A 17079-nucleotide genomic window follows, 5' to 3' on the forward strand; every position below is an offset into this window, starting at 1 on the left:
GTGTGCTCCTTGCTGGGGTCGTTCACGGGGTCATGCCTGCTGCTCCGACTGGGCGAGACCGAAGCCGCGCTGGAAGGCCGCCATCAGGCCCGGGTCGTGCAGGGGTGGTTCGGGGTGGGCCGGTCCCCGGGGGGTCGGGGCCTCCCGCAGTTCGGGGGCCAGGTGCTGCTGGGCCAGGCGCCGGGGCAGCGCGGGACGGGGCACGGGCCACGCCCCGCCCGCCGTCGGCGCCGAGGCCTGGGCGGGCACGGCGCCCGGTGCCGGGGCGGGATACGGGTCCGGGGCGGGGTACGGGTCCGGGGCGGAGTGGCGGTACGGGTCGTGCGCGGGGTAGGGGTGGCGGTACGGGTCCGGGGCGGGCTCCGGGTCCGGAGCGGACTCCGGGAAGGGGGCGGGCTCCGGGTCCGGAGCGGACTCCGGGAAGGGGGCGGGATCCGGGAACGGGGCCGGCTGCGGGAACGGGTCGCCCCCCGCCGCCCGTTCCGCCTCGGGCCGGGATCCGCGGGCGGCCGTCCGTACGGGCTCCAGCCCGGGGTGTCCGGCTCCCTCCCCCGTCCCCCAGGAGGTCGCCCGGGAGCCGCCGAGGGCCTCGGCGGCGGTCGGCGCCTCGGCGCCCAGCAGCCCCTGTGGCAGCACGAGCACGGCGAGCACCCCGCCGTAGATGTTGGACTTGAGCTCGACGGCGATCCCGTGCCGCCGGGCCAGGGCCGAGACCACGTACAGGCCGATCCTGCCGTCGGCCAGCAGATGCCGGACGCTGACCTGGTCGGGGTCGCCGAGCAGCGCGTTCATCCGGTGCTGCTCCTCGGGGGGCATGCCCAGCCCGCGGTCCTCGACCTCGACGGCGATGCCGGCCGTGACCCGTTCGGCCCGTACCACCACGTCGGTGTCGGGGGCCGAGAACACGGTGGCGTTCTCCACGAGTTCGGCCAGCAGGTGCACCACATCGGCGACGGCGTGGCCGCGGACGGTGCCGCCCGCCGGGGGCACCACCTTGACCCGCGTGTACTGCTCGACCTCCGCGACCGAGGAGCGCAGGACCTCGCTCAGGTCGATGGGCCTGGTCCACTGGCGCCGGGAGGAGGACCCGCCCAGCACGGCGAGGTTCTCGGCGTGGCGGCGGATCCGGGTGGCGAGGTGGTCGACGTGGAAGAGCTCCTTGAGGAGGTCGGGGTCCTCGACCGTGTCCTCCAGCTCGTCGAGGAGCGCGATCTCGCGGTGCACGAGCGACTGGAGCCGGCGCGCGAGGTTGACGAAGACCTCCACCTTGCGGTCGCTGTCGCTCGGAGCGACCGGCACGGTGAGACGGGCCAGTGTCGTGTGGGCCTGCTCGCGGGCGCCGCGCAGTTCCTGCGCGAGCAGCCAGAACTCGTCCACCCCGGTCGGGTCGGCGCCCGCCCGGGGGTCGCCGGGACCGCCCCGGACGGGCCGCGTCGGGTTCTCCCCGCGCTCCAGGCGCTCGGCGGCGGTCCGCAGTTCCTGGCGTCCGCGCACGCTGGAGCGGCGCAGGGCCTCGCAGCGGTCGCGTACGGCCTTGGCCGCGCGCTGGGCGCCGAGCAGGGCGGCGGCGAGCGCGCCGACGACGAGCAGGGCGCAGCCGCCGAGCACCGGCCAGAGCCGGGGGTCCCGCGCGCCCGCGCCCCCGCCGAGCTGGAGCGTGAAGATCACCGCCGCCGCGCCGCTCAGGGCGACGGCGAGGGCGGGAAGGACGGCGGCGCGGACCAGTTGGGGGCGTATCTGCCGGCCGGGACCGGTGACGGCGTGTCTCGACGGGGAGTGGCGGGCTGCGCGAAGTCCGGACATCGGCGTCCTCGGTACGTGGGGCCCGGCCCCCAGCGTGTCCCGGGGCCCGGTGTTGATCACCGGATACCCACGCTAGACCGCGCTCTCCCGCCCCCGACGCCGAGTTGGGGAACTTCGCGGGCCTGCTTCCCGCTCCCGGTGGAGCGCTCGTACGACAGCCCGAATGCGCCGGGAGCGCGTACGCCTGTGCGCGGCGGGGGCGTGCGGCGCAGTTCCGCGCGCCCGCGCCCCCGCCGCCCCAGGTGTCCCCCGGGCAACCCGAGTCTCCGGAGCCACACGGCCCACCCGAGCCACTCCACCCACTCCGGGCGCGGTGCGTGCTACGAGCCGACGGCCTCCGGCTCGCCCCGTCCGACGGCCGGCGCCGGCGCCGGACTCTCGGCGGGGGCCGGCGTCGGGGCCACGGCCGGAACCGGTACCGGGCCGCCCGCCACGAAGGGACGCCACCAGGGCTCGTCGGGGGCGTCGGCGGCGCCCGGCTCGAAGGGCCGGCCGGGGATCGGCAGGGCGATGGCGGCCCCGGCCGACTCGGCGGCGGCGATGGTGCCCTCGCCGGGCTCGTCCCACGGGTGCGGGGCCAGGTTGAAGGTGCCCCAGTGGATCGGCAGCATCGTGCCGCGCGCCACTCCGCCCTGGAGGTCGAGGTGGGCCCGCATGCCCTCCTCGGGGGTCATGTGGATGTCCGGCCAGTACTCCGAGTAGGCACCGATCTGGATCATCGTGGCGTCGAAGGGCCCGTGCGCGGCGCCGATCTCCGCGAAGCCGGGGAAGTAGCCGGTGTCCCCGCTGTGGTAGACGCGGTGCTCCTCGCCCGCCACCACCCAGGAGGCCCACAGGGTGTACTGCTGGTTGCGCAGGCCGCGCCCGCAGAAGTGGCGGGCCGGGGTGGCCGTCAGCGCGAGGCCGGCGACCTCGGTGGACTCGTTCCAGTCCAGCTCGCGCAGCCGGTCGGGGCGCACGCCCCAGCGCTCCAGGTGGGCTCCGACGCCCAGGGGGACGGCGAAGACCGTGTCGGTGCGGGCCAGGGCCTTGATCGTGGGCAGGTCCAGGTGGTCGTAGTGGTCGTGGGAGATGACCACGACGTCCACCGTGCCCAGGGAGGCCAACGGCACCGGCGCCGGGTGCAGCCGCTTGGGGCCCGCGAAGGGGAAGGGGGAGCAGCGCTCTCCCCACACCGGGTCGAAGAGCACGCGGCGCCCGTCGATCTCGACGAGGACGGTGGAGTGCCCCATCCAGGTCAGGCGCAACCCGCTGACCGGCGGCTTCGCCAGTTCGGCGAGGGTCGTCGGGTACACCGGGATGGGGGCGCCGGGGTTGCGCCGGAGCCGCTGCTCCTTGTGGAAGTAGATCTTGGCGAACTCGGCCATCGAGCCGGAGGGCCTGGTCCGGGCGCCGACCGGGTTCTGGAAGACCCCGTCGGCGAAGTTCGGCGAGCGCAGGATCCGGTCGAGCCTCGCGCCGGACGGATCCGCGCCGAAGGCTTCGGGCCGCAGGGCGCGCAGCCGGGGACGCAGGGGAAGGGAGCCGGTCAAGGCGCCTCCTGGGAAAGGTGCAGGACGGTGGGACGGTCGTACCTCTATGACCGTCCCAACGCGCACGGCGCCCCGAGGATTCCGCTTCGCGCCCCCGGAATCCCCGCGCGCCCCCTGCGTCGTTCCCGTCCCGCCCGTCCCGCCGGGCCGACGGGGTCGGCCTACAGCGGGAGGAGGTCCGGACGCTTGGCTTCCACGTGGTCTCCGGAGGACTCCCCGCGCAGGCGGCGCCCGATCCAGGGGACGAGGTACTCGCGGGCCCACTGGATGTTGTCCCGGGTGACGTCCACCGATCCGCGCGGCGGCGTGGGCGGCCAGGGCTGGTCGGGGTCGGCCGGGACCGCGTAGCCGAGGACCTGCGCGGCGCGCAGGGCGACGCGGGTGTGCCCCTCGGGCGAGAGGTGGAGGCGGTCGCCGTCCCAGGCACGGCGGTCCTGGACCGACTTCAGCGACCAGAGGTCGAGCACCGGGCAGTCGTAGCGGTCGGCGATGGCGCGCACGTGGGCGTTGTACGTGGCGATCTTGCCCCGCAGGTGCTTGAGGACCGGCACGCCCCGGGTGTCGAAGCCGGTGGTGATCAGGACGAGGCCCACGGAGCCCGTGAGGTCGGCCACCGCCGCCTCGAACCGGTCCGCCGCGTCGTCGGGGTCGCTGCCGGGCCGGATGATGTCGTTGCCGCCCGCACAGAAGCTGACCAGGTCGGGGGCCAGCTCCTTGGCCCGGGGGACCTGCTCGGCCACGACCTGGTCGAGGAGCCTGCCGCGCACCGCGAGGTTCGCGTACCTGAAGTCGTGTTCGTCACGCCGGTCGGCCAAGAGCACGGCGAGCCGGTCCGCCCAGCCGACGAAGGAGCCCCCGGGTCCCGGGTCCCCCACTCCTTCGGTGAAGCTGTCCCCGATCGCCGCGTACGAGCCGATGGTCTTGAGTGTCGTCGTCGTCGCTGCCACGAGAGCCCATCCTTCACTCCCGTGAGCAACCTACGCCAACGTAATGAGGGGTTGACGGACCGTGATCTATACCACGCGCGGGATAAGGAATAAGTACACGTGAGGCCGGGACCCCCCTCGGGCCCCGACCTCACGTGCTCACCCGCTCGCGCGGAGGGTGATCTCAGATGCTGACGCCCTTGGAGCGGAGGTAGGCGAGCGGGTCGATGTCCGAGCCGTAGGACGGACCCGTGCGGATCTCGAAGTGCACGTGGGGGCCGGTCACGTTGCCCGTGGCGCCGGAGAGGCCGATCCGCTGGCCGGCGGTGACGGTCTGGCCCACCGAGACGGACAGCGAGGAGAAGTGGCCGTACTGGGAGTACTTGCCGTCGGCGTGCCGGATGACGACCTCGTTGCCGTAGGCGCCGCCCCAGCCGGCGGACACGACGGTGCCGGCGCCGACCGCCTTGACGGGGGTGCCGGTGCTCGCGATGAAGTCGACGCCGGTGTGGTAACCGGAGGACCACATGCTGCCGTTCTGGTGGTACGGGGTGGAGGTGCCCCCATCGACGGGAGCGACGAAACCGGAGCCGGTCGAGGGCGTCGTGGACCCCGAGGAGTCGGCGGCGGTCGCCGGCTTGGCCTGCTTCGCTGGCTTGGCCGGCTTCGCCGGGGCGGCCCGCTCGACGGGAGCGGCGGGGGCCTCGTCCGCGCCCGTACCCGAGTCCGCGCCCTCGTCGGAGGTGTCCTCGCGGCCGGATCCGGTCGCGCTCGAAGGCTCCGCGTCGCCGGAGCCGGACGGGGCGGCCGTGCCCGGTCCGCCGAGGGTGAGCTTCAGGCCCGGGTGGATGAGGGAGGGGTCGGTCCCGACGGCCTCGCGGTTGTCCTCGTAGAGCCGCTCCCAGCCGCCGTCGAGGTGGCGCTCCGCGGCGATCTTCGAGAGGTAGTCGCCGGAGACGACCACGTACGAGGTCGGGGCGGACCCGGTCCGGGCGGGAGCCGACGCGGGGGCGGCGGCCTGGAGCGCGGCGGGCACCTGCGGGGCCTGGGCCGGCAGGGCGGTGGTCGCGGCCGGGGCGGCGGCGTGGGCGCCGGCGGCGCCCATCAGCGGCAGCGCGAGGGCGGCGCCACCGGTGCCGGCCACGGCGAACCCGCGGGATATGGAACGGGACTTCGGACGGCGGTGCTTACCCTTCGGGGGCATGGCGAATTCCTCTCCGTCGCCTACGAGGTGAGCTGTCGGGTTCGGACTGGAGATGTCCGGCCGTGCCCGTGGGCCACGACTGGGTCCATGAGTACGGCTTCACCCCGAGCCGTTCCGGAGAAAGATCCGAAAACGGCGGCTTACCTGGTTCCCCCGCTCCTGCCGCGCGCGTCGAGTCGGGTGCGGTTGCCGGGCGGCGGCAGGATTAGGCGGTCCACCCGGATCGATCGCGAAGGTAATCGAGCCGGGCCGCACACAACAAGCCACGAATTCCCTGACGCGATAACAGGCGTGAGGGCTCGACCGAATTCCGGTTACCCTCCGTCCGTTCCGAACCGTCAAACAGCGCCCCGACAAGGGAATTCGAATCGCGTGATCAGGCACGCACGGTCACCGTATGATCTGGCTCACGGAGCCCGGCGCGATCTCAGCACCTCATATGGCAAGTTGGAAGCAATCTGTCCAATTCGGACACACAGCACGCTCGACGACGCGGAGGAGTACTCGTGACCCAGCAGATACCCCAGCCCCATCCGGCCGCACCCGAACCCGGGGTGGCGTTGTCCGGAGTGCGCAATTTCCGCGATGTGGGCGGTTTGCCCACCATTGACGGGCGCAGGGTCAGGCCGGGCGTGCTGTTCCGAAGCGGACATCTCGCTCATGCCACCGAAAACGACGCGGAGTTCCTCGCGTCCCTGGGGCTCCACACCATCTTCGACTTCCGCAACACCGCCGACCACTCCCTGGAGGGGCGGGACGTCGAACTGCCGGGCGTGCTCAACGTCAACATCCCGCTGTCGGATCCCGCCGACGGCCGCGAGTTCTGGAAGATGGTCCGCGACGGGGAACTCGACCAGCTCCGCTCCGCCCTCGGCGAGGGCCGGGCCGCCGCCCGGATGGCGAACTCCTACCGCGTGATCGTCCGCACCCGCACCGCCGAGCACGGCCGGGTGGTGCGCGCCCTGGCGGAGCACAGCGTGCCGGCGCTCATGCACTGCGCCGCGGGCAAGGACCGGGCCGGGCTGTCGATCGCCGTGACCCTGCTCGCGCTGGGCGTCGAGCGCGAGGCGGTCGTCGCCGACTACGTGCTGTCCAACGTCCCGCACAACCGCTACCTGGTGCGCCGGGGCTCCGACTCCGCCGCGCCCCGCTCCCCCGAGGTGACGGAGCTGCTCGCGCCGCTCTTCGACGCCCGCGCCGAGTACCTCCTCGCGGCGTTCGAGGCCATCGCGGAGGACTGGGGCACGGTGGACCGTTACCTCGCCGAGGGCCTCGGACTCGCGCCCGAGACCCTGGACCGGCTGCGGGAGCGGCTGCTCGACTGAGGTCCGGGAGGGGACGGGGTGCGCGCACCCCGTCCCCCCCGCGCCTCTTCCTCCCGCGCCCCGGTGGGCCGTCAGCGCTGTGCGACGGCCTGCTTGACGAGCGTCCGGCCGAAGTCCCACATCAGGCCGCCCCCGGCGTGCGCCTCGTCCATGACCTCGCGGAAGGCGCCGACGAACCGGTCGACGTCGCCCTCGTCCACGATCAGCGGCGGGATGAGCTTGATGACCTCCAGGTGGTCCCCCGAGACCTGGGTGAGGATCCGGTGCTTGTGCAGCAACGGCACCACCACCATCTGCGCGAAGAGCCCCTTGCGGGCCGCCTGGAGCATGGCCCAGCGACCGCGCAGGCCGAGCGAGGAGGGCCGGCCGAACTCGATGCCGATCATCAGTCCGCGTCCGCGCACCTCGTGCAGCATCTCGTACTCGTCCACGAGCGCGGCGAGCCGGCCGCGCAGGAGGTCTCCGGTGGCGCGCGCCCGCGCCACCAGCCCCTCGTCCTCCATGACGCCGAGGACGGCCAGTCCGGCGGCCATCGCCTGGGCGTTGGAGCCGAAGCTGGCGGAGTGCACGAGCACCCGGTCCATGGACGAGTAGACCTTTTGGAAGATCCAGTCCTTGCCCAGGGTGGCCCCGACGGGCACGTACCCGCCGGACAGGGCCTTGGCCACGCACACCAGGTCCGGCTCCACGCCGGCCTCGTGCTGGTAGGCGTAGAAGTCGCCGGTGCGGCCGAGGCCGGTCTGCACCTCGTCGGCGATCAGGAGCGCCTTGTGCCGGTGCAGGAGGTCCTGGGCGGCGCGCAGGTACCCGGGCGGCGCGGCGATGACCCCCTTGCCCTGGATCGGCTCGACGATCAGGGCGGCCACGTCGCCGTGCGCCAGCTCGCGCTCCAGGGCCGCGAGGTCGCCGAGGGGGACGCGCGTGTCGGGCAGCAGGGGGGCGAAGCCGTCCCGGAATCCGGCCTCCCCGTTGACCGACAGGGAGCCGGTGGTGAGCCCGTGGAAGGCGTGGTCGCAGTAGAGGATCCTGGGCCGCCCGGTGGCGTACCGGGCGAACTTCAGGGCCGTCTCCACGGCTTCGGTGCCGCTGTTGCCGAAGAAGACCCGGTCCAGGTGCGGGCTGTACGAGAGGAGCTTCTCGGCCAGCAGCCCGGGCAGCGGCTGGCAGTCGAAGCGGAGCAGGTCGGCGAGCTCGGCGTCGAGCACGTCGTGCAGGGCCCGGCGCACCACGGGGTGGTGGCGGCCCAGGCCCATCACCCCGAAGCCGGCGAGCATGTCGAGGTGGTCGTTGCCCTCGGCGTCCCAGAAGTGGGCCCCCTCGGCCCGCACGTAGACCTTGTCGAAGCCGATCGTGCGCAGCATCCGGGGCAGCTGGTGGTTGAGGTGGCGGGCGTGCAGCTCGTAGCGCTCGCCACCGCGCTCGGCGAGCAGGGCTCCGAGGTCGAAGCCCTTGCCCCCCGCCGGTGGCGCTGTCATGCCGATGAGTCCCGGTTCGACGCGAGGGTCTCCCGGACCGCGCGCAGGGACTCCTTGAGGGAGCCCATGGTGGCGAGGACGGCCGTCGGCTCGTAGCCGCAGTGCGCCATGCAGTTCGCGCAGCGCGGGTCCTTGCCCCGGCCGTACTTGTCCCAGTCGGTGTCGTTGATGAGCTCCCGGTAGGTGGGGACGTAGCCGTCGCTCATCAGGTAGCAGGGGCGCTGCCAGCCGAAGAGGGAGTAATTCGGAATGGCCCAGGCGGTGCAGGGGAAATCCGCTTTCCCTTCGAGGAAATCGAGGAAGAGCGGGGAGTGGTTGAGGCGCCAGCGTCGCCGGTTGCCGCCCGCGAAGGCCTTCTTGAAGAGTTCCCGGGTCTGTTCGACCCCCAGGAAGTGTTCCTGGTCGGGGGCCTTCTCGTAGGCATAGGCGGGAGAGATCATCATTTCGTCGACCTTGAGGTCGTCATTGAGGTAGTTGAGGACCTCGATGATGGTCTGCGGGGTGTCGGTGTTGAAGAAGGTGGAGTTGGTGGTGACGCGGAATCCGCGCTCCTTCGCCTCCTTGATGGCGGCGACCGCCTCGTCGAATACGCCTTCCTTGGCCACGGATTCGTCGTGGCGCTCGCGCAGTCCGTCGATGTGGACGGCGAAGGCGAAGTAGGGGGACGGGGTGAACTTGTCCATCTTCTTGCGGAGCAGCATGGCGTTGGTGCAGAGGAACACGTACTTCCTCTTCGCCACCAGTTGCCGCACGATCTCGTCGATCTGGGGGTGCATCAGCGGTTCGCCGCCCGCGATGGACACCATGGGCGCCCCGGACTCCAGGACGGCGCCCACCGCCTGGGCCACCGGCATGCGCTGCTTGAGCACGCCGGCCGGGTGTTGGATCTTGCCGCAGCCCTCACAGGCCAGGTTGCAGGCGTAGAGCGGCTCCAGCTCGACGATCAGCGGGAACTTCTCACGCTTGCGGAGCTTCTGTTCGAGAAGATAGGTCCCGACCCTGATGGACTGACGCAGTGGCATGGCCATCTGGTTCACCTCCTGGGGAGCAGCAACGAACGGTGCCAGTCATGGAACGCGGGCAGTACCCCGCGAAGGACACGGAAGGCCGATATTCCACCGCGAACCGTGCCGATGCGGACGAGCTCGTGCTCCGGAGCGTCCACGATCACCCGGACGGCCGCAACCGGGCGGCCCCCGCCCCGGGTGGCGGCCCACAGGGTGGCCGCGGACTCCATGTCGACGGCCACGGCGCCGGAAGCGCGCAACCGGGCGCGTTCCTGGCCGCGGACGACATGGTCGGATCCGGTCAGCGCGCCGGTGTGCACGGTCCGGCCGGGAGCGGCCCGGGCCAGCGCCTCGGCGAGCAGGGCGGTGCCGGTGCAGGCCACCGTCCCGTGGGGGTCGCGGGTCTCGTCGGCGACGACGAGGTCCCCGGGGTGCATTCCGGGGACGAGGCCGGCGCAGAAGCCCGTGGCGAGGACCGCCGCCCCGGCCATCCCGGGTCGCTCCAGGGCCCGGGCGACGGCCCGTTCGGCCGCGCGGGGGCCCATCCCCGTACGGAGCACGGACGCGTCCGGCGGCCCGGCACGGCCCGCGCCGCTCAGGGCCGCCCGCTCGATGCGCAGGGCGCAGGCGATCAGCAGGGGGAGCCCCTGCGGCTCCCGGGTGCCCATCAGGCCTCCTCGGCCAGGGCAGGGGCGGCGGTGGGGTGCCGCCCGTCGGGGCCGAAGGGTTCGCCGTGGAGGTACCGGCCCAGTGCGGTGAGCGGGAACACCTGCCGGTAGAGGTGGTAGTTGATGGAGAAGTCCCAGGGGAAGCCGGTACCGGTGAAGTACGGCTCCTCCCAGGTGCCGTCGGCCCGTTGGGTGTCCACGAGCCAACGCAGGCCCCGCTCCACGGCCCTGCCGTCCCGCTCCCCCGCCGAGAGCAGTGCCATCAGCGCCCAGGCGGTCTGCGAGGCGGTGGAGGCGCCCTTCCCCGCCCAGGCGCGGTCCTGGTAGGAGCGCTGATCCTCGCCCCAGCCGCCGTCCTCGTTCTGTACGGACTCCAGCCAGTGCACGGCCCGCCTGATCGCCGGGTGCGACGGGCTGAACCCGCAGGCCGTGAGGGCGGGGACCACCGAGCCCGTGCCGTAGACGTAGTTCGTGCCCCAGCGGCCGAACCAGCCGCCGTCCGCCTCCTGTTCGGCGAGCAGCCAGGAGATGCCGCGCCGGGTGCGGGGGTCGGCGGCGCGGCCCTCGACGGCCAGCATCTCCACCACGTGGGCGGTCACGTCCGCGGACGGGGGGTCGATGACCTCGCCGAAGTCGCAGAAGGGCAGTCGGTTGGGCAGGGTGCTGGTGTTGTCGGCGTCGAAGGCGCCCCAGGCCCCGTTCTTCGACTGCATGCCGAGGTTCCAGGACACCCCCCGGGCGATGGCCCCTTCGAGCCGCACCGGATCGGGGTGCCGGATCCGGCGCAGGGCGAGGACCACCTCGGCGGTGTCGTCGATGTCGGGGTAGTTGTCGTTGTGGAACTCGAACGCCCAGCCACCGGGAGCCAGTCCGGGCCTGCGCACCGCCCAGTCGCCACTGCGCCCGATCTCCTCGCCGAGCATCCAGTCGGCGGACTTGACCAGGGCCGGGTGGTCGGCCGGCAGGCCCGCGTCGGCGAGGGCGATGGCCGCGAGGCAGGTGTCCCACACCGGGGACTGGCAGGCCTCGATCATGCGGGCGCCGTCCTCGCGCCAGATCGCGAAGCGGTCCAGGGACGCCAGGCCGGCGCGCATGACGGGGTGGTCCAGGTCGTATCCGAGCAGGTGCAGGGCGATGACGGAGTAGACGGCGGGCGGCTGGATGCCGCCCCAGCAACCGTCGTTCTCCTGGCGCTCGATGATCCAGCGGCCCGCGTTGGCCATGGCGGCCCCGCGCAGCCGGCGCGGGGCGAAGCGCCGGTAGGCGTGCAGGGCCTTGTCCATCCGCTGGAACACCCCCTCCCAACTGGTCAGTGGGGCGGGCCGCTTGGTCGGGTACGGGTTGCGGGCGTCGGTGTGCAGCTCGTCCAGGACGAAGGGCGCGGGGCGGACCGGGCGGTGCGCGGAGACCACGGTGAGGGGCACGATGGTCTGGCGGGCCCAGCACCCGAAGTCATAGATGTTGAGCGGCGCCCAGGAGGGCAACAGCACCAGCTCGGGAGGGAGTTCGGGGAGGTGGTCCCAGCTCCACCAACCGAACAGGGCCAGCCAGATGCGGGTGAAGACCCGGGCGGCGGCGAGCCCCCCGTGAGCCCGGATCCAGGCGGAGGCGCGGCTCATGTGCGGGTCGTCGGGCCGGTCCCCGGCCAGGCGCAGGGCGACGTACGCCTCGATGGTGGCGGAGAGGTCGGGCGGGCCGCCGTGGAAGGTGGCCCAGGTGCCGTCCTCGCGCTGCTCGCCGCGGACGAACAGCGCGGCGGCGCGGGTGACGGCCTCGTCGGGGATGCCGAGGAACTGCCGTAGCAGCAGGTCCTCGGCGTCCATGGTGACGTTGGTCTCCAGGTCGCCCTTCCACCACCCGGCGGGGTCCTGGCGGTCCAACAGGTCACGGACGGCGCGCTCGGTGGCCTCGCGGACCCCGCGCGTCAGCTCGTCCTCGTGGTCGGCTGCGGAATGTGGGCCGGTGGCGGAGGTCAGGTGAGGGCCGGGCGGTCCGGAGGCGGTGGGGGCGAAGGCCCCCGCCCGCTCGTGTTCCGGATCCGCGCCGTCGGCCCTCGCCGCGCCGCCGTCGGTCGTCGCTGTCATGGCTTCCCCTTCGAACAGTGTCCTCTGCTGAACTGGGGTCTGCCGTCGGCCGGGCCGCGCGCTCTACGAGACGGCGGCTCCGGCCGGCGACCGGCGATTCATATCCGCTGCCGGGTGGCGATCACCTCTTGCGTACGACGACGAAGTCGGCCAGGGCCACGAGCTGCGCCCGGACCCGCTGCGGCATGTCCACGTCGTCGAGCGCGCGGACGGCGACCGCGTGTTGGCGCCGGGCCTCGTCGGCGGTCCACTGCCGGCCGCCGGCGGCCTCGATGAGCGCGGCGCGGGCGGCGAACTCCTCCTCGGAGAAGTTCTCGAAGTCGTTGCTCTTGGCGTCGGCGGCGAGCAGCTCGGCCAGTTCGGCCGAGGCCGGTCCGCCGGCCGCGAGGGCGGCGACCACGGGCAGGGACTTCTTGCGCTGGCGCAGGTCGCTCCAGGTCTGCTTGCCGGTGGACTCGGGGTCGCCCCAGATGCCGAGGAGGTCGTCGACGGCCTGGAAGGCGAGGCCGAGGTGGTAGCCGTACTCCTCCAGCTTGTCGGCGGTGCGGTCGTCGGCGCCGCCGAGGACGGCGCCGATGGAGACCGCGCAGGCGAGGAGGGCGCCCGTCTTGTTGCCCTCCATCTCCAGGCACTCCTCGACGCTGACGCGCTCGCGGTGCTCGTAGGAGATGTCCTGGGCCTGGCCGTCGATGAGCTTGCGGCTGGCGGTGGTCAGGCGGCGGGTGGCGCGGCCGGCCTCGACGGTGCCGAGTTCCAGCAGCACCTCGTTGGCGAGGGCGAAGAGCGCGTCGCCGACGAGGATCGCGAGGGCCGGGCCGTGGACCTTCCAGACGGTGTCGCGGTGGCGGCGCTGTTCGTCGCCGTCCATCAGGTCGTCGTGCAGCAGCGAGAAGTTGTGCACGAGTTCGACGGCGACGGCTCCGGGGATGCCGACCTCGGCGGAGGCTCCGGCGGCCTCGGCGGAGAGCAGGGCGAGCGCCGGGCGGACGGCCTTGCCGCCGTCGCCGTCGGCGGCGTTGCCCTGGGCGTCGATCCATCCGAAGTGGTAGGCGGCGACGGTGTCCATGGGCGCCGCGAGCCGGTCCACGGCGGCCCGGAGCACGGGGGTCGACAGCGTGCGGCCGCGTTCCAGGAGGGCGAGCGTGTCCGCCTGCTCCCCGCCGGCCGTGCCCACACTGGCAGCCGTGTTCTCGACTGCCGGGTTCCCCGGGTTCACTGGCTCTCCTCTGGTTCCTGTACGTGCTGTGCCGGTCGTGCTGTCGGTCGTGGTCGTGCTCATGCGGCCTCCGGGGAAAGGTGCTCGCCGCGGCGGCCCAGTGCGGCGTCCGCCGCGCCGAGTCCGCTGCGGACGGCGCTCTCCATGGTCGCGGGCCAACCGGTGGCGGTCCACGCACCTGCGAGAAACAGCCCCGGCGTGTCGGTCCGGTGTCCGGGGCGGAGTCGGCCGACTCCGGGCGCGGGGGCGAAGGTCGCGGTGCGTTCCCGGGTGACGAAGAAGTCCCGCACCTTGGCGCCGCGCGCGGCGGGCAGCAGGCGTTCCAGTTCGGGGAGGTACTTGGTACGCAGGACCGAGACGGGTTCCTCGATGTCGTCCTGGGCCACGGACTGGGACAGGGCCAGGTACTGGCCGCCGTCGGTGAGTCCGGAGGAGTCGGTGCGGTCGAAGACCCATTGGACGGGCGATCCGAGTGCGGCGAAGAAGGGCTGCCGCAGCACCTTGCGGTCGTAGACCACGTGGACGTTGAGGATGGGGGCCGTGCCGATGTCGAGCAGCTTGTCGGGATCGGCGAGCGCCCCGGCCGGCAGCAGGCCGTGCGCCTCGCGCTGCGGAACGGCGAGGACGACGGTGTCCGCCTCCAAGGCCTCGTCCTCGGTGTCGACGCGCCAACCCCCGTCCTCGGTACGGGAGACGGCGGTGACGCGGGTGCGCAGTTCGGTGCGTACGCCGGCCGCGTCCAGCGCCTTGCGGGCGAGGGTGTCGTGGAGGTCGCCGAGGGGGACGCGGGCCCAGCCGATGTCGGCGGCGCCGTTCTCGGAGAGCAGGCCCGTCTTGAAGACCATGGCGGCCAGGCCCAGCGAGGACTGCTCGGCCGTGGCGTTGAGGGTGGCGACGCCGACGAGGTCCCAGAGGGCCTCGATGGTGCGCGGGGACTGGCCGTAGCGGGCCAGCCAGGTCGCGAAGTCCAGGCCGTCCAGGGCCGGGTCGGCGGGGTCGAGGCGGCGCAGCGCGAGGGCGGCGCGCCCGACGCTCGCGCGCTCGGCGAGGGAGAGGTGCGGGTAGCGGACCAGCGAGGCGGCCAGGTGCAGCGGGACGGGCAGGGCGCTGCGGCGCAGCCGCCCCAGGCGCGGTCCGCCGGGGTGGGCGACGTCCAGGACGGGCACGTCGAGCCGGTCCTGGAGCGGGGCGAGGGCGGCGCCGTCGATCCGGTCGAGGAACCACCGGTAGGCGGTGCAGCAACGCAGGTACACGTGCTGGCCGTTGTCGACGGTCAGCTCGCCGCGCTTGAAGGAGAAGGCGAGGCCGCCCAGGCGCGGGCGCCCTTCGAGGAGGGTGACCCGCGCTCCGGCGTCGGCGAGTCGGAGCGCGGCGGTGACTCCGGCCAGTCCGCCGCCGACGACGACGGCGCGCTGTCCGCCGCCGCTCATGAAGCCTCCCCCGTGGCGCTGCCGCCCGTGGGGCAGGACGCGCCGGCCGGCGCGGAGGTTGCTCCGGTCACGACCGCCTCCGCGTGCTCTGCCGGGAGATGGTGCGGGCGTCGAGGCCGGACAGGCCGCGGACGGCCACGTACGCCTTCTCGTGGGGCGGCAGCGAGACCCGGCCGCGCAGCACCGCCTCGGGCTCGCGTTCGATGCGGTCCAGGAGTCGGCGGTAGATGCCGGCCATGGCGGCCACGCAGGCGCCGCTGCGCCGGTCGAGCAGGGGCAGCAGCCGGTAGCCCTCGACGAACAGGGCGCGGGCGCGCCGGACTTCGTGGTGGACCAGGCCGGCGAAGTCGGCGCCGGGGGGCATCCGTTCGCTGCCGAAGCCGTCCGAGCAGCCGAACTTGGCGAGGTCCTCGGCGGGCAGGTAGGTGCGGCCGTTGCCGGCGTCCTCGCGAACGTCGCGGAGGATGTTGGTGAGTTGCAGGGCCAGGCCCAGGACGTCGGCGTACTCGTCGGCGCGGGCGGCGCCGGGGCCGGCGAGGCCTCCGGTGTTGACCGTGCCGAAGACGCCGAGGGAGAGCCGGCCGATGGCTCCGGCCACGCAACGGCAGTAGACCTTGAGGTCGTCCCAGGTCTCGTACTCCTCACCGCGGACGTCCATGAGGACTCCGTCGATGAGTTCGTCGAGGCCGCCCAGCGGGATGGGGAAACGGCGGGAGGCGTGCGCGAGGGCGACGGCGACGGGGTCGGTGTCGTCCTCGTCGACCTCCTCGGCGCGGATCCGGCCGAGCAGGTCTCGGGTCTCCTCCAGCCGGACGAGCTTGGCCTCGGGCGGGAGGGTGCCGTCGCCGATGTCGTCGACGCGTCGCGAGAACGCGTACAGCGCGGACATGGCCTGCCGCTTGTCGGTGGGCAACAACCTGATGCCGTACGCGAAGTTGCGCGCCTGCGAGCCGGTCACGGCCTCGCAGTAGCTGTAGGCCGCGAGGACCGGTGCGGACGGAACGGACGGGACGGACGCGTGTGTGGGGCCCTGCACGTTCGGGCTCACCCCTTTCTCGGCGCTGTGCGCAGGACGGCGGCCACTTCGCGGAGCAGGAGGCTCCTGGTGGGCTTGGGCGGGCCGGGGAGCACGTCGAAACCGGCGGCCGTGACGGCCCGCAGGGCGGCGCGCCCCCCTCCCACGAAGCCCGCGAGCAGCAGCCTGAGCCTGCCGTGCACGCTACCCACGAGCGGGGTCCCTTCATTCAGGAGCTCGCGTGCGCGCATGGTTTCGAATGCGATCAGGGAGCGTACGGACGCTCCGGCGGACGGGGCCTTGAGGTCGGTCTCGGCCACGTGGAAGCGCCGCATGTCCTCGGCGGGGAGGTAGATCCGGTCGCGGCCGAGGTCCTCGGCGACGTCCTGGAGGTGCTCGGCGATCTGCAGGGCGGTGCAGACGGCGTCGGAGCGGCGGATCCGTTCGGGGGTGGCGGTGCCGGTGAGAGCGAGCACGAGGCGCCCGACCGGGTTGGCGGAGAGCTCGCAGTAGGCGAGCAGGTCCCCGTACGTGGCGTAGCGCGCGATCCGCTGGTCCTGGCGGTTGGCCTCGACGAGCCGGAGGAAGGGCTCGGGGGTGAGGTCGTGCTCGCGGACGACGGGGCACAGCGCCGCCAGCAGCGGGTGGCGCGGTGGGCCGTCCGAGCCGCCGAAGACGCGCAGCAGGTCCGCCTCGAAGGCGTCGAGCATGGCGAGGCGGTCATCGACCGCGGCCGGGTCGAGGCCGAGGAGGACGGCGTCGCGTCCGCCGGGGGTGAGGTCGCCGTCGCCGATGTCGTCGACGAGCCGGGCGAATCCGTAGACGGCCGTCAGCCCCTCGCGCCAGGCGCGGGGCAGGAAGACGGGGGCGACGGGGAAGTTCTCGGAGGCGGCCTTGTCGAGGGTGTGCCGCGTGTGCTCGGCGTGGCCGGCTCGCGGCGCCCCGGTGGTGCGTCGGCCGGTGGCCCCGTCGGGGCGCGGGCCGCGGGCCTGCCGCGGGGCGCCGGGGTCGATGCCGTGCCCGGGGGTCACCGCCCGCCGCCCGGGGCGGGGACGGCCACTGTGCCTGGGGGCCGGAGAATTCCCGTAGCCATTGCCGTCACGTCTCCCGTTCTACACTGCCGACCCAAGTCATCCTATTTCGGACACGCCGCCCGACTTTACCCGGGGTACCCCGGGAGTTCCGGCTGACGGGAATCGTCCCCTCTTGGCGCGATTGAGAACTGCTCCAGCTTACGCTGTACAACGCCGCCGAGGCCTATCGGGTGTTCGTCGCGCCCCGGAATGTCGCACGCCGCACGACGAGGCCCCCGACGCGCGGAGCGGCGGGGGCCTGCGAAGGAAAGGGCCGAAGAGCCCCGGGGGGCTCGGCCGGACCGGGGCGGCGGCGCCGCC

General features: G+C 73.3%; 13 protein-coding genes and 1 riboswitch. Of the genes, 1 reads left to right on the forward strand and 12 read right to left on the reverse strand.

The genetic code is table 11. From position 1 onward, the window contains the following. Positions 1-30 precede the first annotated feature (30 nt). The 4 genes from ACIOD1_RS14195 to ACIOD1_RS14210 form a co-directional block, all read right to left on the reverse strand. Positions 31-1803: an ATP-binding protein gene (locus ACIOD1_RS14195; RefSeq protein WP_365620005.1), complete on the reverse strand. Its 1773-nt coding sequence runs from the start codon at positions 1801-1803 to the stop codon at positions 31-33. Between the two features lie 320 nt (positions 1804-2123). Further along, positions 2124-3335 (reverse strand): MBL fold metallo-hydrolase, encoded by a 1212-nt coding sequence (locus ACIOD1_RS14200; RefSeq protein ID WP_365620008.1) that lies wholly within the window; start codon positions 3333-3335, stop codon positions 2124-2126. 161 nt (positions 3336-3496) lie between these two features. Continuing rightward, positions 3497-4282: an SGNH/GDSL hydrolase family protein gene (locus ACIOD1_RS14205; protein WP_365620011.1), complete on the reverse strand. Its 786-nt coding sequence runs from the start codon at positions 4280-4282 to the stop codon at positions 3497-3499. A gap of 163 nt (positions 4283-4445) precedes the next feature. Continuing rightward, positions 4446-5465, reverse strand: coding sequence for a LysM peptidoglycan-binding domain-containing M23 family metallopeptidase (locus tag ACIOD1_RS14210; protein ID WP_365620013.1), 1020 nt, complete (start codon positions 5463-5465; stop codon positions 4446-4448). A gap of 4 nt (positions 5466-5469) precedes the next feature. Then, positions 5470-5649: riboswitch (cyclic di-AMP (ydaO/yuaA leader) on the reverse strand. A 322-nt stretch (positions 5650-5971) separates the two neighbouring features. On the opposite strand from ACIOD1_RS14210, the gene ACIOD1_RS14215 reads away from it, so the two are divergent. Continuing rightward, positions 5972-6790 (forward strand): tyrosine-protein phosphatase, encoded by an 819-nt coding sequence (locus ACIOD1_RS14215; RefSeq protein ID WP_401902392.1) that lies wholly within the window; start codon positions 5972-5974, stop codon positions 6788-6790. Positions 6791-6861: 71 nt separating this feature from the next. Here ACIOD1_RS14215 and ACIOD1_RS14220 read toward each other — a convergent pair whose 3' ends face one another. The 8 genes from ACIOD1_RS14220 to hpnC all read right to left on the reverse strand — a co-directional run bounded on the left by ACIOD1_RS14220 (position 6862) and on the right by hpnC (position 16716). Then, positions 6862-8265 (reverse strand): aspartate aminotransferase family protein, encoded by a 1404-nt coding sequence (locus ACIOD1_RS14220; RefSeq protein WP_365618662.1) that lies wholly within the window; start codon positions 8263-8265, stop codon positions 6862-6864. Next, positions 8262-9293 (reverse strand): adenosyl-hopene transferase HpnH, encoded by a 1032-nt coding sequence (gene hpnH / locus ACIOD1_RS14225; protein WP_365618665.1) that lies wholly within the window; start codon positions 9291-9293, stop codon positions 8262-8264. Before hpnH ends, ACIOD1_RS14220 begins: the two co-directional genes overlap by 4 nt. Positions 9294-9298: 5 nt before the next feature. Beyond that, a complete protein-coding gene (locus ACIOD1_RS14230) occupies positions 9299-9940 on the reverse strand; it encodes a 1-hydroxy-2-methyl-2-butenyl 4-diphosphate reductase (protein ID WP_365618668.1) in 642 nt (213 codons plus the stop codon). Then, positions 9940-12024: a squalene--hopene cyclase gene (shc, locus tag ACIOD1_RS14235; RefSeq protein WP_401902395.1), complete on the reverse strand. Its 2085-nt coding sequence runs from the start codon at positions 12022-12024 to the stop codon at positions 9940-9942. Before shc ends, ACIOD1_RS14230 begins: the two co-directional genes overlap by 1 nt. 121 nt (positions 12025-12145) lie before the next feature. Then, positions 12146-13240, reverse strand: coding sequence for a polyprenyl synthetase family protein (locus ACIOD1_RS14240; RefSeq protein WP_401902397.1), 1095 nt, complete (start codon positions 13238-13240; stop codon positions 12146-12148). Positions 13241-13299: 59 nt separating this feature from the next. Next, entirely contained in the window at positions 13300-14670 is a 1371-nt protein-coding gene (hpnE, locus tag ACIOD1_RS14245; protein ID WP_365618676.1) for a hydroxysqualene dehydroxylase HpnE, read from the reverse strand. Positions 14671-14737: 67 nt separating this feature from the next. Next, positions 14738-15718, reverse strand: a complete 981-nt coding sequence (gene hpnD, locus ACIOD1_RS14250) for a presqualene diphosphate synthase HpnD (RefSeq protein ID WP_401902401.1) — start codon at positions 15716-15718, stop codon at positions 14738-14740. Then, positions 15715-16716, reverse strand: coding sequence for a squalene synthase HpnC (hpnC, locus tag ACIOD1_RS14255; RefSeq protein WP_365618682.1), 1002 nt, complete (start codon positions 16714-16716; stop codon positions 15715-15717). Before hpnC ends, hpnD begins: the two co-directional genes overlap by 4 nt. Positions 16717-17079 lie beyond the last annotated feature (363 nt).

The sequence above is a fragment of the Streptomyces sp. NPDC088097 genome (assembly GCF_044741845.1).
Classification (GTDB): domain Bacteria; phylum Actinomycetota; class Actinomycetes; order Streptomycetales; family Streptomycetaceae; genus Streptomyces.